At 56.0% G+C, this 22697-nt stretch carries 12 protein-coding genes; 5 read left to right on the top strand and 7 right to left on the bottom strand.

The window, feature by feature from the left end; all coding sequences use genetic code 11:
- Positions 1–17 precede the first annotated feature (17 nt).
- From SV7mr_RS07460 to dapA, 4 genes are all read left to right on the top strand, one after another.
- The gene (locus tag SV7mr_RS07460; RefSeq protein ID WP_145270662.1) at positions 18–2411 is read left to right on the top strand and encodes a hypothetical protein; all 2394 of its coding nucleotides are present in this window, start codon (positions 18–20) and stop codon (positions 2409–2411) included.
- A 100-nt stretch (positions 2412–2511) separates the two neighbouring features.
- Positions 2512–3438 carry an ABC transporter ATP-binding protein gene (locus tag SV7mr_RS07455; protein ID WP_145270660.1) on the top strand — a complete coding sequence of 309 codons (927 nt, stop codon included), beginning with the start codon at positions 2512–2514 and terminating at the stop codon, positions 3436–3438.
- The gene (locus SV7mr_RS07450) at positions 3435–6146 is read left to right on the top strand and encodes a hypothetical protein (protein ID WP_145270658.1); all 2712 of its coding nucleotides are present in this window, start codon (positions 3435–3437) and stop codon (positions 6144–6146) included. Before SV7mr_RS07455 ends, SV7mr_RS07450 begins: the two co-directional genes overlap by 4 nt.
- A gap of 122 nt (positions 6147–6268) precedes the next feature.
- Positions 6269–7171 (top strand): 4-hydroxy-tetrahydrodipicolinate synthase, encoded by a 903-nt coding sequence (dapA, locus tag SV7mr_RS07445; protein WP_145270656.1) that lies wholly within the window; start codon positions 6269–6271, stop codon positions 7169–7171.
- A gap of 53 nt (positions 7172–7224) precedes the next feature.
- Here dapA and SV7mr_RS07440 read toward each other — a convergent pair whose 3' ends face one another.
- The 7 genes from SV7mr_RS07440 to SV7mr_RS07410 form a co-directional block, all read right to left on the bottom strand.
- Positions 7225–8565, bottom strand: coding sequence for a GspE/PulE family protein (locus SV7mr_RS07440; protein ID WP_145270654.1), 1341 nt, complete (start codon positions 8563–8565; stop codon positions 7225–7227).
- A 4-nt stretch (positions 8566–8569) separates the two neighbouring features.
- Entirely contained in the window at positions 8570–9661 is a 1092-nt protein-coding gene (locus SV7mr_RS07435; RefSeq protein WP_419188223.1) for a type II secretion system F family protein, read from the bottom strand.
- A 311-nt stretch (positions 9662–9972) separates the two neighbouring features.
- A complete protein-coding gene (locus SV7mr_RS07430; RefSeq protein WP_145270650.1) occupies positions 9973–11301 on the bottom strand; it encodes a homoserine dehydrogenase in 1329 nt (442 codons plus the stop codon).
- A 203-nt stretch (positions 11302–11504) separates the two neighbouring features.
- Complete coding sequence (locus tag SV7mr_RS07425; protein ID WP_145270648.1) at positions 11505–11870, bottom strand: PilZ domain-containing protein; 366 nt, start codon at positions 11868–11870, stop codon at positions 11505–11507.
- A gap of 517 nt (positions 11871–12387) precedes the next feature.
- A complete protein-coding gene (locus SV7mr_RS07420) occupies positions 12388–13887 on the bottom strand; it encodes a glutamate synthase subunit beta (protein ID WP_145270646.1) in 1500 nt (499 codons plus the stop codon).
- 131 nt (positions 13888–14018) lie between these two features.
- Entirely contained in the window at positions 14019–18596 is a 4578-nt protein-coding gene (gltB, locus tag SV7mr_RS07415; protein WP_419188222.1) for a glutamate synthase large subunit, read from the bottom strand.
- A 185-nt stretch (positions 18597–18781) separates the two neighbouring features.
- Entirely contained in the window at positions 18782–19750 is a 969-nt protein-coding gene (locus SV7mr_RS07410; protein WP_145270644.1) for a LysR family transcriptional regulator, read from the bottom strand.
- 44 nt (positions 19751–19794) lie between these two features.
- Between SV7mr_RS07410 and SV7mr_RS07405 the strand changes: the two genes are divergently transcribed.
- On the top strand, positions 19795–22683 hold the full coding sequence (locus SV7mr_RS07405) for a DUF1549 domain-containing protein (protein WP_419188221.1): 2889 nt from the start codon (positions 19795–19797) through the stop codon (positions 22681–22683).
- Positions 22684–22697 lie beyond the last annotated feature (14 nt).

Below are 22697 nucleotides of genomic sequence, written 5' to 3'. Positions count from 1 at the left end.
TTACGAGATTCCATTCCGTGCATCGTTCGGTCTTCGTTTTTCTCTCGCTGCTAAGCACGCTAATGCTTGTCGGCTGCGACGGCTGTCGCGACAGCACGACTCAGAATCCGAATTCAGACCCCCAACAGCCCAAAGAGGCGTTTAGCGTTGGGAGTTTTACGGTCTATCCAAACCCACGCAAGGGCCTGAACAACTACGCCAAACCGGGACACTGGATCACCGCGGAACAGACACTGAAGAGCAATCAGCAAGATCTGCGTGGGAACTTCTCTGGCCAAGCCAACACCATCACGACCAATTATTCGTCCCTGGCAGACGCTGGCCAAACCGACAACAAGCCCATCACCAGTGGCGCGGCGCTGTCAAGCTCGCGACCGGTGAACCTGCCCAAAGGACAAGCTCGTAAAATCGACTTTCGGTTGCTTGCTCCCAAAGGCAACAAGTCCAGTGTGCAGTCGATCACCATCGGGCGTCGATTCACTCCCAGGTCCGGCTTAACACTCGATCTGGGTGCCAAACCCTGTCGGCCCTTAGAAGCCGGAGAGTATTTCTTCGTTGTTCTGACCACGCGTCCAGAGCACTTTGCGCGGCTGCAAGTCGCTGACTGGGTCGGTACGGTTGAAAGCAACCTCGACAATCCCGTGCAGACCAGCAACTATCAATTGGCGATTCCGGACAGTGAAAACCTGATCCCGCTTCCGGAAACAATGCTCGACATGACCAGCATCGCCGTGATTCTGTGGGACGACATTCCAGAAGACAAACTCACTCCGCGACAAATGCAAGCACTCCAAGACTGGGTGCACTTTGGTGGTCGCTTGATTGTCAACGGTTCTGATGCCAGCAGTATTTTGAACAATACAACGTTTGCGGATCACCTGCCTCTGCGTTCCCCGCGAACGATTGAACTGAGCACCGATGCGGCGACGGAACTGATTGAAAACAATTCCGTTGAGTCTGACCGAACGATCACTAAACAAATCAGCCTAGTCACCGACGGGACAGCCCGCGTGGCGGTCGATGGAAACTTGAATCCAGGCGGGCAAGCCATTGCAGGCTCGTCCCAAATGCTGCTTTCCAAACCGATGGGACTCGGCCATGTCATTCAATCTCGGTTTGACCTCTGTGGCGACTGGCTGGTCGGCTGGGACTCGTTCGACAGTTTCTTTAGCAACGCGATACTGAACCGACCGGCGAGAACCTACGCTCGTATCAATCCCGACGCTGAAACACTGGACGATGCTGGCAACGAAGTTCTCAAGCTAACCTTCACGGGCACAAAACTGCGCACCGATCCAGCGGTCAATACGCGGTTTCGGATCAGTTCTCGCGATGCCTTGTTGCCAGCAAACCGACCGGCAAAACGGTTCAGCCCGTTTGACCCTTACACCGTGGTGGATCCACAAAGCGGCATCTCGGGATGGAATGCGACAAGCGACTGGATTGACTTGATGCAACGTACGATTGCCAAAGAAGCGGGGATCACGATCCCTAAGTCTGGATTCGTCATTCAATCGCTGATCATTTACTTGATCGTTTTGATCCCTGTGAACTTCCTTGTGTTTCGCCTGATGGGGAAACCGGAGTACGTTTGGTTTGCCGTTCCCGTGATCGCGATTGTTGGCGCTGCGGTTGCCGCCCGGCAGGCGCAACTGGACATTGGCTTCGCACGCAGTCACACGGAATTGGCTTTACTCGAGCTGCAACCGGGGCATCGGCGCGGTCACCTTTCACGCGTTGCCGCCGTCTACAACTCGCTTTCCAGTCGCTACCAAATTGCTTTCCCCAGCGAAGACGGCGTCGCGCTGCCATTTGACAAAACCGTTTCATCAGACATCACTTCGCAACCCAGCATACGAACGGCTTACGCCGACGGTCCAGAATTACTTGACTTCGCGGTCCCCAGTAACCGAGTTCGTTACTTACGCAGCGAAGAAATAGTTGATGTTGCCGGAACGTTGCAACTGGATGCTTCAAACACATTGACCAGTGAGATTGATCTAGAGCTTTCGGATACGTTTGTGATTCGAAAATCACAGCAGAACGACGTGATGGTCGCGAGCGTCGGCCTGCTAAAGCCCGGCGAGTCCGTGCAACTGGAATTTGAATCTCGCGACGACCTGGAAGTTTCACCAAGCCTGCCCATGCAGACCGCAAGCTTGATGGCTCAAGTGAGTTCTGCAGAAGGCATCCCGCCGGGAACCACACGACTGATTGCCCGCATCGATGGTTCCGTTGAAGGCATGACCATCAGCCCCCAAGCCAGCCAAGCACGTTCGCAAACGTTGCTCCTCGCTCATCTGGCCCATGCCCCATTGGCTGCCCCAAGCAAGGACACCAACTTGCGAACCGACTTCATTCGGGCAGTTCGCAAAGAAACAGATGACACGGAACAAGAAACGCAGAATTGAATCACGCTCTGATCCAGACCTTCACCGTCGTGTTCCTTCGCCACCATGACTGTCTGTCCCCGAATTCGCTTCGCCCTTTCACTGACACGCACGCACAACCATGATCACGCTGACCGGATTCGGAAAAGACTATGGTGATTTCACTGCGGTGAAATCGTTGGATTTGCATATTCCTGCTGGTGAAACCTTCGGCTTTATCGGCCCCAACGGAGCAGGCAAGAGCACCACGATTCGCTTTCTAGCGACCTTGCTGCGCGCCAGTCGGGGTCGTGGTGAAGTTGCCGGCTGCGATGTCATGGGCGATCCGCTGGGTGTCCGCCAAGCGGTTGGCTACATGCCAGACAACTTTGGTGTGTACGATGGGATGCGCGTTTGGGAATTCCTCGATTTCTTTGCAGTGGCCTATAAAATCGGCCGCAAGAATCGCAAGCAAATCATCGACAATGTGCTCGAACTGCTGGACCTCACGCATAAACGCGACGACTTTGTCAACGGTCTTTCACGTGGGATGAAGCAACGCCTGTGCTTGGCCAAAACCCTTGTCCATGACCCGCCCGTGTTGATCCTGGACGAACCGGCAAGCGGTCTGGATCCACGCGCTCGAGTGGAAGTCAAAGAGCTGCTCAAGGAGCTGAGAAAGATGGGCAAAACCATCCTGATCAGCAGTCACATTCTGACCGAACTGGCCGATTGCTGTACGTCCATCGGAATCGTTGAACGCGGCCAATTGCTGATGCATGGCCCCATCGATCACGTCTACCGGCAGATCCGTCGCAACCGCCATGTGGAGATTCAGTTCCTGGAGAACCAAGAAGCTGGGCTGTCAATCATTCGCAGTTCACCACAATTGCGTTCGCTGGAGGAGTTGCCAACCTGTTTCCTGGCTGAGATGGAAACAGATGACGAAGGGCTGGCGGAATTGCTTGAAACCTTGGTTCGTGAAGGTGTCAGACTGCGATCGTTTCATGATCGCGCACCGACACTCGAAGATGTCTTCATGACGGTGACAAAAGGCTTGGTGACGTGATTCGACGTGGCCTGCTGATTGGCTTGTTGTTGCTGGCAGTCCTGGCGCCAAGCTGGGCTCTGCTAACTGGAAGCCGGATCGCATTCCGCGATACAAGCCACTTTTATTTGCCGCTCTACGACTATGTTGCCCAGCGCTGCGATCAGCAGTGGTTGCCACTTTGGAATCCCTTGGATCACACCGGCATTCCACTGATCGGAGAATCGACCACAGCGGTACTGTACCCGCCTCGGTATCTGATTTACGCGCGTCCGATTGATCGATTCGCATTGTCGCCGGCCTGGGCGTTGAATCTGTACTTGTTGTTTCACCTCGTGCTGGCGGCCGGCGGTGCGGCTTGGCTCGCTCGCCGATACCGTTTCGCCAGACATGCCTGCCTCGCGGCCGGGGTGACCTACGCCCTTTCTGGGTCGGTGTATTCACTGTTATGCAATCCTGTCTTTCTAGCCGGTGCGGCCTGGTTGCCTTGGTTGCTGGCCGTGTTGCTACCTCCGGCAACCTGCCCAAACGGGACCACCAACGCGAGCGATCACTCTGGCAAGTGGTCTCACCTCAGATGGCGAATCGCATTCGGTGCAATGGTCCTGGCGATGATGGTTTTGGCCGGCGATCCACAAACCGCCTTGCATGGCATGTTGGTCATCCTGGCCATCACGTTGATTCGCACGCTACGAAGCCTCGCTGATGATCGGCATCCGACGGAGCGTTGGAAACGTTTTCAACAACGACTAACGCAGCTGACCGGCGCGCTAAGCGTGCCCGTGGCGGCGGGACTTCTAGCATTGGCATTATCCGCGGTGCAAGTTGCCGCAGCGATCGACTGGAGTCGGCAAAGCCAGCGATCAGCAGGACTGACCGCTGAAGAACGCTACGGTTTTTCGCTGGGGCCCTGGCACGCCTCGGAAATCCTGACACCTCGACCTTTCGGAGCAACGCTGGGAATCAACCGCAGCGTTTCCAAACTGATCCCCGGCGAAGATCGCATGTGGGCGCCAAGCCTTTACGCAGGCATGGCGATTGCGATGGCACTGCTGTGCCGATTACTGAAACCTCGATCCTGGTTTGTCGATCCTTGGTTTGGTCTCGCTGCGATCAGTTTGGGGTTCTGCTTGGGCAAGTTTGGGCTGATGTGGTTGATCCAGCAGATCACGGGCATGTTTGATCAGCACGACGGTGCAGTCGGCGGTCCATACTGGTTGCTTTGTCAGCTCATTCCCAGCTACGATGCTTTTCGCTATCCCACGAAATGGCTGCCGCTGTTCGCCATCGGCTCATCCCTGGTTTTGGCGAGATGGATTGATCATGCCCCCGACCACTGGGAGCGAAAAGTCACCGCGGGATTACTGGCGACATTAACGATCGGGCTGATCGCAACAGGGTTCATCGTGCCTCAGCGACTAACGCTTGCTGACCTAGCCGCCAATGAACTGTGGGGGCCGGTCGATGGAGCATTGGCCAAACGGTGCATGCTGTTTTCAGGCCTGCTATCGGTGATCTGGCTGGTGATGCTGGACCAAGCTCGGCATGGACGCTTCAAGAAACGGTTCACAGCACAAACCCCGCTTGGGATCTGCTTGTGGATTGTTGTGATTGCCGCGGATGCTGGAATCAGCGCCGCGTCCCTTTTACCGACCGTCCGCATTCAACGCGACGACCGCATTGCGGCTCAAACGGCGCCGCCTCCGATTGATGCCCACCGAGTCCTACGGACGCAGAATGGACTCTGGCCAACGGCATGGCAGGAAAGTGTCTCGCCACTGCGTGCACTTGAGGTCACCAGTAGCGAACGGATAAGCTGGTTCGGACGCTGGCACCTCGTCCATGGGACAGCCGTGCTGAACAACATGTCCAGCATTCGGCCCTTGCGCTACCATCAGTTTTGGCAAGCAACCCATGTGCGATTGCCTGAATTAGATGCGACCGAGCGACGTGAGTTCTGGCAGGCAGTGCGCCGTTGGCTGGCGATTGATGCAGTGTCGCACACCGACGGCAATCGCTATCGTGCAGCGGAGGGGTTGGCCATTGTTTCGGTTACCCGAACGATGAAGTTAGCCGACGAGTTCCAACGTCGCGGCAAAGATCACGGCTATCGAATCCACCAGCGCTGGCAGGCCCCGCTGACTGTCGAACATACGGTTCAGCTGCTGTCCTCTGGGCAAACGACGTTACCTGCCTTGGTGGCTTTTGACAGGGAACTGCCATCGGCCGATGCATTGGACTTGCAATCGACACCGAGCAGCGCGGCGCCTGATGCACGGCATCCGCGGCCTCGTTTTCAAGTGCTTAGCAGCCAGCAAGTCGCCATCGAAACGTCTCAGACGGTGGTCTTGGAACGCTGTGTGTACCAGGACGGCAACTGGCACGCCGAATTGGAGCCCCTGGCAGCGTCCAAACCGACCGGGAGCGAGGATCACGATGCAACATCCCGCGATCAGCAGAGCGAGATCCAGGTAACCAGTAGACGAGCAAGCAGTGGACAAGCCAGAAACGGGGCGGCTGCTGGCCGCAGTTTGGAAGTCGCCGTTTGCAGCCACTTAAACCAGGCCGTTCAAGTTCCGCCAGGCCGCTGGAAAGTCACGTTTCACTATCGGCCCTGGTGGCTTGGGCCGACCTTGACAGCCTCCGCTGTGGGGGGCCTGATTTGGCTGGGGCTGATTTTTTTCCCTCGCAGGGCTCGCCCTGAGAAGCCTGGTGATTGTCCTTTTTAGCGAACCTCGGTAATCTTTACTCTGTCCCTGCCTCAGCCCTGATGCAGTGCAGGGCGGTTTGGTTCCACACAGCTAAATTCGCGTCGCCCGAGTGACGTGTTTCTTCTTATCAAGGCCCTCATATGACCCAGCGTCGCGGATCTGATTTTGCCGGTTTGTCAGTCGCCATTGTCACACCATTCAAGGATGGTGAAGTTGACTATGCACGCCTGAAAGAGCAAATTGAGTTCCAAGTGGAAGCTGGAACGCGATGCATCGTTCCCGTCGGCACCACTGGTGAATCACCCACGTTGACACACGATGAACACGAACGGGTGATCAGTGAAGTCATCCAATGCGTGGCGGGTCGCGCAAAAGTGATGGCTGGCACGGGCAGCAACAGCACTGCCGAAGCACTGCGATTGACACAGCGTGCCGCCAAAGAGGGCGCCGATGCGACATTGCAAGTGGCTCCCTATTACAACAAGCCAACTCAAGAGGGATTCTTCCAGCACTTCAAGGCAGTTGCCCAAGCGGTCGATATCCCGGTCTGTGTCTACAACATTCCGGGCCGATCAGGAAAAGAGATCGAAGTCGGCACGATCCAACGACTGGCTGAACTTCCCGGCATCACCATGGTCAAAGAAGCCACTGGCAAACTGGATCAATGCAGTGCCATCGTGGGCACAACCGATCTCACCGTGCTCTCTGGGGACGACTCACTGACCCTGCCGATGATGGCTGTCGGCGCCGAAGGCGTCGTGTCAGTGGCTGGCAACCTTGTGCCCAGCGATATGATCCGATTGGTCAACGCCGCAGCCAGCGGTGACCTGGACGTCGCTCGGCAAATGCACCATCAGCTGTTCGGACTGTGCAACAACATGCTGGGCTTGGCCACCAACCCCATCCCAGTGAAAGCGGCCATGCGGATGGTCGGTCGCGACACCGGCGAACTGCGTCTGCCAATGACGCCACTGGATGCAGAGGCAGAGGCAAAACTGCAGCAAACGATCCTGGCATACGGCCTTGCCAGTGCCGCTCGGTAGCAGCCAACCGCCGAGCCAGCCAAATCAGGCTGGTTCCTGCCAATCCGTCCCCATTACATAGGGATGCTGCCTAGCACACGACGCAGTTCTGCGGGACTGGTCTTGCCCTGCCGCACAAACTCCAGAGCACGGTCCCAGAGCGAAACCATGCCATGTTCGGTGGCAATGCGATTGGTTTCTCGTGAGTCCCTGGTGTCAAGCACTGCTCGGGCCACCTCTGCATCGGCGAGAGACAGAAACTCACCGATCAGCATGCGGCCTTGATACCCCGTTTCGTTGCACGCTTGACAACCAACGGGCAAACGACACCAATCGATTGGCAGATTCAATGCATCAGCAGGATCGTGGCTTTCGCGAGCACAATCGCAAAGCTTTCGCAGCAGGCGTTGGCAACAGATCCCTTTCACCCCGCTTCGCAGCAGATAGGGCTCGATCCCCATATCCAACAAACGGCTGATCGCAACCGTCGCCGAATCAGCGTGGAAACTGGTGATCATCAACTGGCCCGTCAAGCTCGCCTGAATGGCAACTTCAGCAGTGACGGGGTCACGAATCTCACCCACCATGATGACTTCGGGATCCTGACGCAGCAGTGATTTCAGACCGGTGTGCAGATCAAATCCCACCGCGGCATTGACTTGGCTCTGAGCAACGCCACTGATGGGGACTTCGATGGGGTCCTCCAAAGACATCAAGTTGCGAGTGCCCTTCGTTTCCTGAACCAAGTGACGCATGCACGCATACAGAGTGGTCGACTTGCCGCTACCCGCTGGCCCGCAAACGAGCAACGCCCCACTGGTTTCGGCCAAGCATTGCTTGAGCGATTCGACCAATTCATCGGCATGCCCCAGAACTTCCAAATGCTTGTACTGATCGGCATGCCCAAAGAAACGCAGGACCGCGCGTTCGCCATGCAAGCAGGGAAACGTGCTGACACGCACCTCGGTGCCATGCGGTGGCTCTTCGATTCGGCCTTCTTGCGGAATGTCACTGCGATAAGTCAGCAAACCAGCGAGCACCTTCAACCGCGACACGATCGATGAACTGGCTCCGATTGGGAATTCCCCCAGTGGCTGCAGAACGCCATCGCTGCGAAACCGAATTTCCAGCCCGTCGCCGGTGGGCTGAAGGTGAATATCGCTGGTCCTTACTCGATGTGAGAACTCCAATACCTGATCGACAAACTTGACCGCATACGCATCGGTAGCGGGTTTCAAGTGACCGATGCGGCTGCGAATCAGTTCGCGCTCGGCGGTCAGGTTTAGCGTCCCCGTTTCAGAGCCCACGGGTGCGGAGTCTGCTGCTTCCGAGTCTGCAGCTTTGGGCGGCGACTCGAACGCGTCCTCTGCTGTCACTTTTTCTGCCAACGCTACTTTTTTCGATCGCTGAAACATGCTGCTACTCTCCCAAATTTCTCGACGACGCCTGGCCAAATGCGGCGGCGCCCGCGTCGCCTAGTTTGTCAATGTACATTGAAAAGACATGGAAGATGATGAAGATCAGCAACGCCACAATCGCGATCCAAATCAGCCCTGAAGCCACGTAGGTGATCACACCCATCGATGACTTGACATGGCTTTTGAGCTGCTTGAATTGCTTGTCCAGCGTTTCGGCAAGTCGCCCGGAGTCTTCACCAAGCTGAACTGCTTCAAGCGTGTCTCGCGAGAAGAGCTTGGTATTTTCTAAAACCACGTGCATGTCACGCCCCTGCAAGATGGCATTCTTGGCTGGCTCGGCACGACTGGTGTACTGAGGCGTCCCGGCACAGCGGAAGGCAAGATCGACTGCAGACCAAGCGTCGATCCCTGATTCAATGGCCAGTGCCAGCGTTTGCACAAAACGCGCCTCGGCAAAGACACGAAAGGTGCGACCAACAAACGGCAGCCGCGCCGACCAATCCACCAGAAAGCCAAACACACCGCGCTTGGCAAGGTACAGCAAACCCAGAGCCACAGCCAAGCAGACACCGACCCAGGCTGAATAGACCATCAAGCCCTTGGTACCCACCAGGCCAATCCCCAGCAAGTCTTTCTCTTCTTCACTGGCGCCGGGAACAATGACTTCTGGCAGGTAGATCATGCCAGCGACAATCAGCACGGCCAAGCCGGCCTGAATCAGCGGCCACAGGATTGAGCGCCAAAAGGTTTTGCGAAACTCCGCTTGCTGGTGATAGTATTCGCCCAAACGATCCAAGACGCGATCAAGCCGCCCGGTGCGTTCTCCAGCTTCAATGGTTTCAGCAAAGTGCGGTGGAAAGTAATTGCCGGTTGAGCGAACCGCTTCGGCAAGCGAACCACCTTGCCGCACTTGCTTGGCCACCTGCTGCATTTTTCGACCGTAAGTCGAACGCCGTCCTTCGGATTCGCGTTCAAACACTCGGTGAGGATCCAAACCAACTTCAAACGAAACGCCGACACGTTCACAAAGTGTGCCCAGTCGCTGGTTGCTAATACGCGTTGCAAACACTGCTTCCCCCAGTTTTTTATCCAACGGCCGCCATCGAAACGTTACACGGCGACTCAATGAAGTCGCTGTGGAACGGTGCGAATCATAGCGGCGGCTTCTCTGCAAGCGATGAAGAAGCCAAGAAGGAATGATGCTATTTAAGTCAAACCATTGACTCTGGGCACCAAGCAGGGGGCGAGCAATCGTTCCGGAGACCGAATGCGGGCACGCAAGCTGCGAAGCCATGAAGAAGATCAACGCCGCAGCGATAGAGGATCAACGCCGCCGAACAGGTCTGCCGCCGTGCATCAAGAGGCACAGCAGGCTGCAAACCGAGGCGATCATCCGTTAAATCCTTAGCCCTTGACTCTTAGACGAGTCACTGAGCCTTCCACAGCATCCAGGCCTTCTAGCTCTGCTGTCGCGGCGACAGCGGTGCCTTCGCTGGCTTCGTGAGTCATGATGACCAGTGGTACCAACTCACGATCTGGACGCTGAGAATTGGGATCCAATGTTGATTCGGATTCATGCTGAATCACGCTGGCAATGGAGATTGAGTTTCGCGACAGCACATTGGCGATGGCCGCCAAGGTTCCTGGGTCGTTGGCGACACTTAAACGCAAGTAAAACCGCCCACGAATATTGGCCGTATCACGCTGAATCGCGCGTGCTGGATTCTCGCTTGAGAAGTACTCCAGGGTCTGGAACGTTAACTTGGTTCGCCCGACCGCCGTGTCAATCAGATCGGCAATCACAGCTGATGCAGTCGGCATTTGACCGGCCCCCAGGCCATGATAGAACACGGGGCCAACCGCGTCACCGACGGCGCGAATCGCGTTGAAGGCATTGCGAACCTCAGCCAGCGGTGTGCCAATTTTTAACAAGGTTGGCGCGACGGAAAGCTCTAAGCCTTCCTCGCCAAGTGTCGCCACGGCCAACAACTTGATGCGATAACCCAGTTGCCGAGCGTAGCGCAAATCAACGGGATCTAAACCGTCGATGCCAACGCGTGGAATGGTGCTCCAGTCGACGGTGGCCCCAAAGGCAAGGTGCGCTAGAATCGCCAGCTTCTGAGCTGCGTCTGTGCCATCGACGTCCATGGTGGGGTCGGCTTCGGCATAGCCCAAACGCTGTGCTTCGGCGACCACTTCGGCATACTCGGTGCCGAACTCATCCATCTGGCTCACGATGAAGTTGCTGGTGCCGTTCAGGATGCCTTCCAAGGATTCCAGCTGGTTAGCGGACAGGCACTGGCTGATGTTTGCAATGATTGGAATGCCACCGGCCACGGAGGCTTCAAAGGCGATGCTGCGCCCCAGTTGTCGCGCTCGATCAAAGAGTTCCGGCCCATGTTCAGCCAGCAAGGCTTTGTTAGCCGTCACAATGTCTTTGCCCGATTCCATTAACCGCAGCATGATAGATCGTGCGGGTTCGAGGCCACCGATCAACTGTGCCACCACGGTAATCTCGGGATCGTTGATGACTTCGTCCAGCGAATCCGTCAACACGCCTTCGGGAAGATCGATGCGTTGGCGAGCCTTTTCCAGATCGCGAACCACCGCTTTGCGCAGCCACATGGTTCGCCCGGCGTGCCGTGCTGTTCGGTCGCCGCAGTCCAAAAGCAAACGGGCAACGCCAGTTCCGACAGTGCCCAGTCCAACGATCGCGATGTTTGTCTTTTCCATGCCACAAATGGTAACCACAGGCGAACACTTTAACGAGTCCACTTCCTCACCTGCGGGCGATCCAGCGGCCTAAAAGGGGAGACCGACTGAACCAACCCTCAGCCAGCGCTCTGGACGGCGATCAGACGCAACAAAATCGCCGAGGTTGGCACAACACTCGGCGCGTCAATGGCTTCAGTCCACAGGGCATTTCAGCTGGCTGATTAGCCATGCATGTTCACAAAGTGCCAGCCGGAAATCTTCCAACCGCGCCCGTAGTTGCGACACCAACGACACTCTGCCAAGAATTTTACCGGCTCAGACTTCAAGGTCTCGACCTCTAAGATCGCCATCGTGCCAGTTTCAACCGGTTCGGCCGTGATCAGACCAATGCCGCTATCGGAAACATTGCGAGAGAATCCAACAATCGACCCCTCATTGCCACGTACCAAAATGTGCACCGGTCGCACCAAGTGCTCACGGTGTGAGGATCGATTCTCAGTCCGATCGTAGAACGCATCTTCTTCCAATAAATTGCGAACGGCGATGCTGATGTCCGAGTCAGTTGCGGATCCAGAGAGATGTAACATGATGAGATTCGCTCCCGCGATGGTTTCGTGACAACGTTTGCGTTACCGCATGTCAATTCAACGCTGCCGGTGATTCGTGCTCAACCCCCTGTCTGTAGGACGGATCTGAACAACAATGTCACGGGTGTAAGTCACTTTCCCACGACCTGCCAACAGAGCACCTGTGCAGAGACACAACGCCTCACAACCTTGCTATAGAATCCCTCAAGAGGCAAACGAAATTTGCGTGGAGCGTGACAAATTCGCCTGTCCTGGAGACGGTTTGGAACAGCTAAACCAACGTCCCGTCCCAAAAATACAAATCAGCAGGTTTTGCTAGAAAACCAAAAAGAAAACTCGCCCGAAGCGAGTTCATCAGAATCAGCCGCCAGAAGGACTGGCTGGCAGCAAAGCCCCAAACGCAAGGCTGATTTCTCAACCATCCCCTGCCTGGGGAGACACTCACCGGCGTTGCCGATGGGAAGTGAAACCAGCGGGGTGCGTGCGAGCACGACACCCCATGCTCTGGCCTTGCAAACTAGACCTGCATTGAGGTGCCCATGGTCACCCCCGGCGCGGGCAAACTGCTTTCGCCTTGCAGAAAGAGATCGATGGCACGAGCAGCGCCACGGCCTTCGTTGATCGCCCACACGACCAGGCTTTGTCCGCGACGGCAATCGCCAGCGGCAAAGACTTTGTCGACATTGGTCGCAAACTTGCCATGTTCGGCTTTAAAGTTGCTGCGTGGATCGGTCTCCATGGCCAGCGACTCAGGCAGATATTGCTCTGGCCCCAAAAAGCCCATCGATAGCAAGATCAACTGAGCGTTCCAGGTTTTTTCGCTCCCTTCGACCTCGGCCATTTGCCACTTGCCGTCGCTATCCTTTTCCCACTGCACACTGACTGTTTTGATGCCAGAGAGTTTGCCATCGGCGTCGACAACAAACTCTTTGCTAAGCAGTTGGTATTCGCGAGGATCCTGACCGAACTTTGCAGACGCTTCTTCGTGCCCATAATCGACACGGAAGACACGTGGCCATTCGGGCCAAGGATTGTCATCCGTTCGCTCCTCAGGCGGCTTTGGCAACAGTTCGAAATTCACGACGCTGTGGCAACCGTGTCGCAAACTGGTTGCGATACAGTCCGTTCCAGTGTCACCACCGCCGATCACGATCACGTCTTTCCCTTCAGCGCTGATGAAGTCATCTGCGATCTGATCGCCATGCACCGATTGCTTGGTATTGGCGGTCAGGAACTCCATCGCAAAGTGAACACCCTCGGCGTCGCGGCCTGGAATCGGTAGGTCGCGTGGCTTGGTCGCACCACAGGCCAACAACAAGGCATCGTACTGATTGACCAGTTCCTTGGGATCGATGTCTTTACCGACGTTCACGCCTGTTTTAAACGTCACGCCTTCGGCAGTCAGTTTATCAACGCGTCGCTGAACCACTTCCTTGGACAGCTTCATGTTGGGAATGCCGTACTGCAACAAGCCACCAATTCGATCGGCTCGTTCGTACACCGTCACCAGGTGCCCAGCGCGGTTCAATTGATCCGCCGCAGACAATCCGGCGGGTCCACTGCCAACGATCGCGACGGTCTTGCCGGTGCGTTCCGCGGGTGGTTCTGGCTTGATCCAGCCTTCCTGCCAAGCGCGATCGACAATGGCATTCTCGATGTTCTTGATGGTCACAGGCGGGTTGGTGATGCCTAAAACACAAGAACCTTCACAGGGGGCAGGACACGTTCGCCCGGTGAACTCGGGAAAGTTGTTGGTCTTGTGCAACCGCTCGATGGCTTCTTTCCAGCGATTGTTATAGACCAAGTCATTCCACTCGGGGATCAGGTTATCGATCGGACAACCTGATGCGGATTGGCAAAACGGTACGCCACAGTCCATGCAGCGAGCGCCTTGCTCGCGCAAGTGCGGGAGCTCATGTTCCGTGTAGATTTCGTCGTAATCATTCAGACGAACCACTGGAAGACGCCAAGGTACTTTTTTGCGATCAAACTCTTTAAATCCGGTTGGCTTTCCCATTGCAAGCTCTCTTAAAACGACAAGGAGGTGTATTGATGATCGTTCCTGCCTGGCTTGGTGACGCCGCGTTGGGCGTGGGGAATCCAAGACAGGAACCTAAATGAATCGTGGTGGTTACTGCACCGACAAGATTAGCTGACGGCGACTTGCTGAGCTTTTTGCTCCATGAGCACGCGTTTGTAGTCGGTTGGCATGACCTTGACACACTGACTGAGGAACATGTCCCAGTTTGCCAACACTTCACCAGCGACTTCGCTACCGGTGTAAGACTGGAAGCGAGTGATCAAGTCTTTGACCTCGGCTTCTTCTTCGCCAGCTTCGATTTGCTCTAGCTCAACGGTTGCCAGGTTGCACTTCAGGTTGAAGTCGCCTTCGCGATCCCAAACGTAAGCGACCCCGCCAGACATGCCTGCAGCGAAGTTGCGTCCGGTTTCGCCCAGCACAACCACTCGGCCGCCGGTCATGTATTCACAGCCGTGATCGCCCACGCCTTCGACAACGGTTCTAGCACCACTGTTGCGAACACAGAACCGTTCCGCAGCGCGACCGCGGAAGAAGGCTTCACCACTGGTGGCACCGTACAAACAAACGTTTCCAATCAGGATATTGTCTTCCGAGTTGAAGCTACTGACCTTCGGCGGATAAATCACAATTCGTCCACCACTGAGACCTTTGCCAACATAGTCGTTCGCATCCCCGTCCAGCTCGATTGTGATCCCGTGAGCCAAGAACGCGCCCAAGCTCTGTCCGGCAGAACCCGTCAGTTTCAAATGGATCGTGTCATCTGGCAATCCAGCCTGACCATGAACCTTGGCGACTTCGTTACTGATGATCGTGCCAACGGTTCGGTTAATGTTGATGATCGGCGATTCAATCACGACAGGTTGTTTGGTATCGATCGCTGGCTGAGCCTGTGCGAGCAAGCTGGACAGGTCCAACGACTTTTCCAAGCCATGGTCCTGTGCTTGACTGCAGATCACACCCACTTCGGGACGCGGCTTGGCGGCGACTTTCAGAATCGCCGTCAAATCCAATCCATCTGACTTCCAGTGGCTGATCGCATCGTCGGTGTGCAAGACATCGCTACGGCCGACCATTTCTTCGATGGTACGGAAACCGAGTTCAGCCATCACGCGACGTGCTTCTTCAGCAACCATGAACAAGTAGTTGACAACATGCTCCGGTTTGCCGGTGAACTTGGCTCGCAGTTCAGGATCCTGCGTCGCGATTCCCACCGGGCATGTGTTCAAGTGACACTTCCGCATCATGATGCAGCCCATGGTGATCAGCGGCGCGGTTGAGAAACCGAATTCCTCGGCACCCAACAATGCGGCAATCACAACATCCCGGCCCGTTTTCAAGCCACCGTCGGTCTGCAGAACAACCCGGCTGCGCAAATCATTCAGCACCAAAACTTGATGCGTCTCAGCGATGCCCAATTCCCATGGCAGACCAGCGTGCTTAATGCTGGTCAGCGGCGAGGCTCCCGTTCCGCCAGTGTCGCCTGAGATCAAGATGTGATCGGCAAACGCTTTGGCAACACCACTGGCGATCACACCGACACCGACTTCGCTGACCAACTTGACGCTAATCCGTGAGGTTCGGTTGGCGTTTTTCAAGTCGTGGATCAGCTGTGCCAAATCCTCGATCGAGTAAATGTCGTGGTGTGGCGGAGGGCTGATCAAGCCAACGCCTGGCGTGCTGTAACGGATGCGGGCAATGTTTTGATCGACCTTCCGACCGGGCAACTCTCCGCCTTCACCGGGCTTAGCACCCTGAGAAACTTTAATCTGGATCTCATCGCTATTGGTCAGGTATTCGATCGTGACACCGAATCGTCCCGAAGCCACTTGTTTGATCGCCGACCGCTTCGAATCGCCGTTGTCCATCGTCTGGAATCGAGCGGGATCCTCTCCGCCTTCACCCGTGTTGCTCTTGCCGCCCAGACGGTTCATCGCGATCGCTAGAGCCTCATGAGATTCAGCACTGATGCTGCCGAAGCTCATCGCACCGGTGCAGAACCGCTTGACGATGTCCTTGGCCGATTCCACTTCGTCCAACGGGATCGAGTTGCCGGTTTCCTTGAAACCCAACAGACCGCGTAAGGTGCAACGCGACCGGTTGTCTTTGTTGATCTTGTCGGAAAACTTCCAGTACGCGTCTTCGTTGTTGTTACGAGCGGCGTTCTGAAGGTTGGAAATCGATTCGGGTGTCCAGGCATGCTTCTCACCTTCGGCACGCCAGTGGTATTCACCCAAGTTAGGCAGTGCTGGCAGCTTCTCTGTACTGCGTTCTGGATAACCCAGTTCATGACGACGCAAGGTTTCTTCAGCGAGCACGTCAAAGGAAACACCTTGAATTCGACTGGCAGTCCCGACAAAGCAGCGTTCGATGACTTCATCACGCAAGCCAAGCGCTTCAAAGATTTGAGCACCTTTGTAACTTTGCAGCGTGCTGATGCCCATCTTGGCCATCACTTTCAGCATGCCTTTGGCGACGCCCTTGCGGTACGCAGCGACGATTTTGTCATCATCAAGGCTGGGATCCATCAAGCCATCACGGCGGGCCTGCCACAGGGCTTCAAACGCCAAGTACGGGTTGATTGCGTCGGCACCATAGCCGATCAGCAAGCAGTGGTGATGCACTTCACGAGCTTCGCCCGATTCAATCACCAAGCCAATCTGCGTTCGTTTGGCCTGTCGGACCAAGTGATGGTGAACTGCACCGGTGGCCAGCAAGGCACTTACGGGCACGCGGTCCGGACCGAGATTGCGATCGGACAAGACAACCAACTGGATGCCTGCATCGGCGGCCGCTTCAGCCTCAGCAGCCACGCGATCAAGCGTCTTCTGCAAGCCCGCCTTGCCTTCGCTGCGATCGAACGTGATGTCGATCACACGACTGCTCCAGCCTTCATGATTGATGTGTGAAATGGCTGCCAGCTCTTCATTGGTCAAAATCGGATGATCAACCAACAGGCGATGGCAGTGTGCTGGCGTCGCATCAAGCAAGTTCTGCTCAGGCCCGATGTAACACTCCAGCGACATGATGACCTCTTCGCGAATCGAATCGATCGCGGGGTTGGTCACCTGTGCAAACAACTGCTTGAAGTAGTCATAAATCATCCGCGGCTTGTCACTTAAACAAGCAATCGCACTGTCGTTGCCCATCGAACCGACGGGGTCACGCAAGTCACGAACCAGCGGACGCAGCATGAAGTTCATGGTTTCGGTGGTGTAACCGAAGGCCTGCATGCGATTGAGCAGCGTTTCGCTATCGAATCCGTGTGCTTCTTTCTCGGGATGCAAATCAGTTAAACGAATGCGTTCGGTGCGAAGCCACTCGCCAAAGGGCTTGGCTTTTGCGAAGGAAGACTTGAGCTCCTCGTCGGGAATCAAGCGTCCTTCTTCGAAATCGATCAGGAACATCTTGCCTGGTTGCAGACGCCCTTTTTCTTTCACGATCGCGGGGTCAACTGGCAACACACCCACTTCGCTGGCCATGATCACGCGATCATCATGGGTCACGTAGTACCGGCTGGGACGCAGCCCGTTCCGGTCCAAGGTTGCTCCAATGTAATGGCCGTCGGTGAAGGCGATCGACGCGGGACCGTCCCAGGGTTCCATCATGCACGAGAAGTACTCGTAGAAGGCTCGCTTGTCCTCGCTCATCGTTTCGTGCTTTTGCCATGCTTCGGGAACCATCATCATGATGGCCTCTTGCAAGGTTCGGCCGTTCATTAACAAGAACTCAAGCACGTTGTCAAAGGTTCCCGAGTCACTGCAGTCGGGCTCGACCACTGGAAACAGGTTCTGCAGCTCGTCACCGAACAGCTCACTCTGAGCGTTCCCTTGCCGCGCCTTCATCCAGTTGCTGTTACCACGCAGCGTATTGATTTCGCCATTGTGGCTCATGAATCGCAAGGGCTGAGCACGGTCCCAGCTTGGGAAGGTGTTGGTGCTGAAACGACTGTGCACCATCGCCAAGTGAGTGGCAAAGTCTGGATCACGCAAGTCGGCATAGTAAGGCAACAACTGAGCCGGAGTCAGCATGCCCTTGTAAATGATGACCTTCGTGCTGAGCGAACAAATGTAGAACATCAACGCCTGCGACAGGTCTTTACTGCCACGGCACAGATGACTGGCTCGCTTGCGAATGATGTACAGTTCACGCTCGAAGGCGTCCCCGGTCAATCCCTCGGCCGCTCCAACAAACAACTGCTCAATCACCGGCTCAGCCGCTCGGGCGGTCGGCCCGACGTCGGCGAGGTCGGTTTCCTGAGGCACATCCCGCCAACCGAAACAAACCTGACCGCGTTCGCTGATCAAGCCTTCGATGGTTTCTTTGCAGAAGGCACGCTCTTTGTCGTCTTGTGGCAAAAACACCAAACCAGCCGCGTAACTGCCTTGCGCTGGCAAGTCGACGCCCAAATCAGACTTGGCTACCTTGACCAAGAAGTCGTGAGGCAGGCCACACATCATGCCGCAACCGTCTCCGGTGTTCGGCTCGCAACCGCATGCCCCTCGGTGATCCATCGCACACAGAATTTCGTCAGCGTCGATCACGTTCTGGTGACTGGGAACACCTTTGATATGGGCAATGAAGCCAACACCACAGGCATCCTTTTCATGCTGTGGATCATAAAGGCCTTGAGCCTCGGGCAAGTGCTTGAGCGAACCGTGTGTCGGTGCTTGGTTGTTCATTGTCATGGCAGTCGCAATGTCAATTCTTAGGTCTGCGTTCGCATCAGCTGCGGCCCCGTTTTCCGGTGGAGCAACCTAACGCTGGTGAAGAACGCGTGATGGGGGATTAGGAATGGAGGATGGAGGATTCGGCTGTGATTCAGGTCGTCGCTGTCTTGGAAAAAAACGCTTCAATGCGTTTGCCGGTTTGCTCAGGCAACCACCGAAGTGCCGCTGGAGGAATCCGATTCGGCAAGCGATTTGCGATGCCCGCTGCTGCGTTTTTCGCGATCCGGTTCCAACGGACGCCCAAGCAACATCGATGCAAACTCATATCCAGCTTGACTAGGGCGCTGAAGACGTCGATAAACGATGCCCAGCGGCCGAGTCATGCAAAGCTCTCGACAAGCCACCACCCGCAGCGAACCATGGGCCGTCTCGCGACGAACCGCTGCCTCGGGTAACAATCCAATTCCGTTGCTCGCCTGAATTGCACGCACCAACGAATCTGCATTGTCAAACTCATTTCGCACCAGCACCTTGACTCCCAACTCTTTTAGCCGAGCGTCAATCATTTGCCGGAGCTCTAAACTCTGGTCAAACCCAATCATCTCAATGCCGTTCATGTCTTGAAGGGTTACCTCAGACTTCGCAGCCAATCGATGCTGTGGGGCACAGACCAGTTTCAACGGCTCTTTCTGCCAAGGCACCGCGATCAACTCTTTGGTGCTCCGAGGAAAACTCACCAAGCCAAGCTCTGCTTGGCCACTGATGACGTCTTCTAAAACCGCTTCGTTTCGTCCAAAACCAATCTGCACTTCAACATCAGGAAAACGCTTCAGGAACTCCGCCTGAGCCTCTGGCATGTAACTCAGTCCGACCGAATAGATCGACGCGACATGCAGTAGCCCACTGACTCCGCTGGCAACCGCTAACACCTCGTCCTTCAGTCGACGGATTCGCACCAGCACGTCTTGCAACCCCTGGTGAAACACCTCCCCAGACGCCGTCAATGATAACGGCCGAGTGGATCGGTCAATCAACTGCACACCCAGAGAATCCTCCAGATGATGCATCGCCTGACTGACGGCGCTCTGCGAAATGCCGTGCGCATCGGCCGCCTTGGAAAAGCTGCGCCGCTGGGCGACATCACTAAAAATTTCCAAAGCACGAAGTTGCACAAGCCTCAAAGCTTTATTAGCTTTCCTAATAGTAAGGTTCCAGAATGTTTCGAACTCTTATGCGAAAACTAAACGCCGGAAAAACACTCGTCAAGGCACCCGGATGGATCGCCCCGCTAAAGCCAATCAAGGGAACCATCAGCACCGTAAAGGCCTGTTCATCTCGCTCTCCGACGCTGGCGAGGCCCCGTCTGTACCGCCAAACTGGTATGTTGGTGGTTCCCTCCTGCCCGCTGACCTACCTCTCTTCTCCAAGAATCATCATGCGAGCGTATTGGCACGCTTTGGCCCCTGCGTTGATTGGGACCCTTCTGATCAGCCCTGTCCCGGCTTCCGCTGATGTGGACTACCAGCGTGACATCAAGCCACTGTTGCATGAGAAATGCAGCGCTTGCCATGGTGCCCTTAAACAGGAAGCTGAACTTCGATTCGACGCCGCTGCATTGATTCGCGACTCCCAGGCGGTTGTCTCTGGTCAAGCTGAGAAAAGCGATCTGATCGAACGCGTCAGCAGCGCGGATCCCGACCTGCGAATGCCGCCCGAAGGTGAAGGCGAGAAGCTAACCGACGAACAAATTCAACTGCTCAAACAATGGATCAACGAAGGTCTGAGCGCGCCCGATGACGAACCCATCCCCAGTCGCCCGGAGGACCACTGGGCCTATCAACTGCCACAGTCCCCCGCCGGACTGGAGGCCTCGAGCGTCAATCCAATCGATCAGTTGATCCTTCGCACGCAACAGCAGGCGGGCGTGAAACCCCTGGGCCCCGCTTCCAAACACAACTTGGTGCGGCGACTGTACTTTGACCTGATTGGCCTGCCACCGACACCACAGCAAGTCGCGGCATTTGTCAACAATGACTCGGCTGATGCCTACCAGTCACTTGTCAACGAGTTACTCAATAGCCCACGTCATGGCGAACGCTGGGCCCGGCACTGGATGGATGTGTGGCGTTACAGCGATTGGAGCGGCTACAAGAATCAGCTCCGTGGCAGCCAACGACACATCTGGCACTGGCGCGACTGGATCATTGAATCGATCAATGAAGACAAAGCTTACAACCGCATGGTCGTGGAAATGATCGCCGGTGACGAACTGGCCCCACAGGACCCTCAAGTCCTGCGAGCAACCGGGTTCTTGGCTCGCAACTACCACAACAGCAATCGCAACATCTGGCTAGACGCGACCGTCGAACACACCAGCAAAGCCTTCTTGGCCACCACGATCAACTGCGCCCGGTGCCATGATCACAAATACGATCCGCTCACCCAGCACGAATACTATGCCATGCGGGCGATCTTTGAACCACACCATGTTCGGACGTTCCGATTGCCCGGCCAACCAAACTTAAATGCCGCAGGAATCCCACGAGTCTATGACTCCCAACCGGACGCCAAGACCTTTCTCTACATCGCTGGCAATGAAAAGCATTACGACAAAGAGTCTCCTGTTACGGCGGCACTGCCAGCAGTCTTTCAAAGCGAACTAAACTCCGTCCCGGTTTCTCTGCCAGCACAAGCCATCTTCCCTGCCTTAAAACCGTACGTGGAAGCGGAAGCGATCAAGCAAGCGCAAGACAAGCTCACCAAGCTCGAACAACAGCCACCCCAAGCGGCGAAGGACTCCCAATCCGACGAACCCTCGATCGTGGAATTGAAGCGAGAAGAGGCTCGCCAGGAGTTGCTTTCGCTGCAAGCTCGCTGGGCCGCCGACAAAGCCCTGTATGGCGACAAAGCCCTGTATGGCGTTCAACAGGCCCCGTCCACCGCCCCCAACGAACTCGCCCAATCCGCCGCCGCCGCCGAACGCCGATACCGTGTCGCCAAAGCCAAGCGAGAACTGGCTGAAAAGCAACAACAACTCGCCAGTGTGACCACGAATGACAACGAGGACGAAAAGAAACAGGAAACGGCAATCAAGAACGCCAGGAAAGCCGTCGACAATGCAGAGCAGCAGTTGACCAAGGCAACCAACGAAGCCAAGAAAACCGATGCCAAGTACTCCTCCGTTGGCAAAGCTTACCCCAAGCAGTCGACCGGTCGTCGCTTGGCGTTGGCCAACTGGATTGCTAGTGAAGAGAATCCGTTGACCGCTCGCGTTGCCGTCAACCACCTTTGGCGCTGGCACTTCGGTCAAGCTTTGGTCGAAAACACGTTCGACTTTGGACTGCGATCACCGCCGCCGCAGCAGCAGCACGTGCTGGACTTTTTGGCGACCGAACTGACCGCTCACAACTGGAGCATGAAACACGTGCACCGGCTGATCGTGACCAGTGATGCCTACCAACGCGCTTCATCGTCAGCAGAATCGGTGGCAGAATCCAATCGGCAGCTTGATCCTGAGAACAAGTTTTATTGGCGTGCCAACGTCCGGCGTTTGGAGGCGGAGGCGATTCGCGACAGCGTGCTGCACATTGCCGGCAGCCTGGACACCACCACCGGCGGCCCCGACCTGGATCACAGCCAAGGCCAAACCAAACCGCGACGCAGCCTGTACTTTCGCCACGCCTATGAAAAACAGATGACGATGCTGGTTCTCTTCGATGGCGCGGGACCGAACGAATGCTACCGGCGCAGCAACAGCATCGTGCCTCAGCAAGCCTTGTCGCTCGCCAACAGCAACCTCGCGTGGTCACAAGCTCGCAAGCTGGCTGGCCAACTGGTTCAGGACGCAAAGGATTCAGAAGCGGACGATAGCTTCATCGCACTGGCCTTCGAAACGATTCTTGGCCGGCAGGCGGCCTCCGCAGAAATCACCGCCTGCCAGGAATTCCTGAGCGACCAAACGGAACTGCTCAAGGGTTCCACCAGAACCCTTTTGGGAGGCACGGCCAAAGCCGACATCCCAGCCTCGAGCGAACCCGAACAACGAGCCAAAGAAAACTTGGTTCATGCTCTGATCAACCACAACGACTTCATCACCGTGCGTTAGCGCATGGTTGGCAA

It is taken from the genome of Stieleria bergensis (assembly GCA_007745635.1).
Classification (GTDB): Bacteria; Planctomycetota; Planctomycetia; order Pirellulales; family Pirellulaceae; genus Stieleria; species Stieleria bergensis.
Note: the sequence above shows the minus strand (reverse complement) of the source record. Positions and strands in the feature narration are given on the sequence as shown.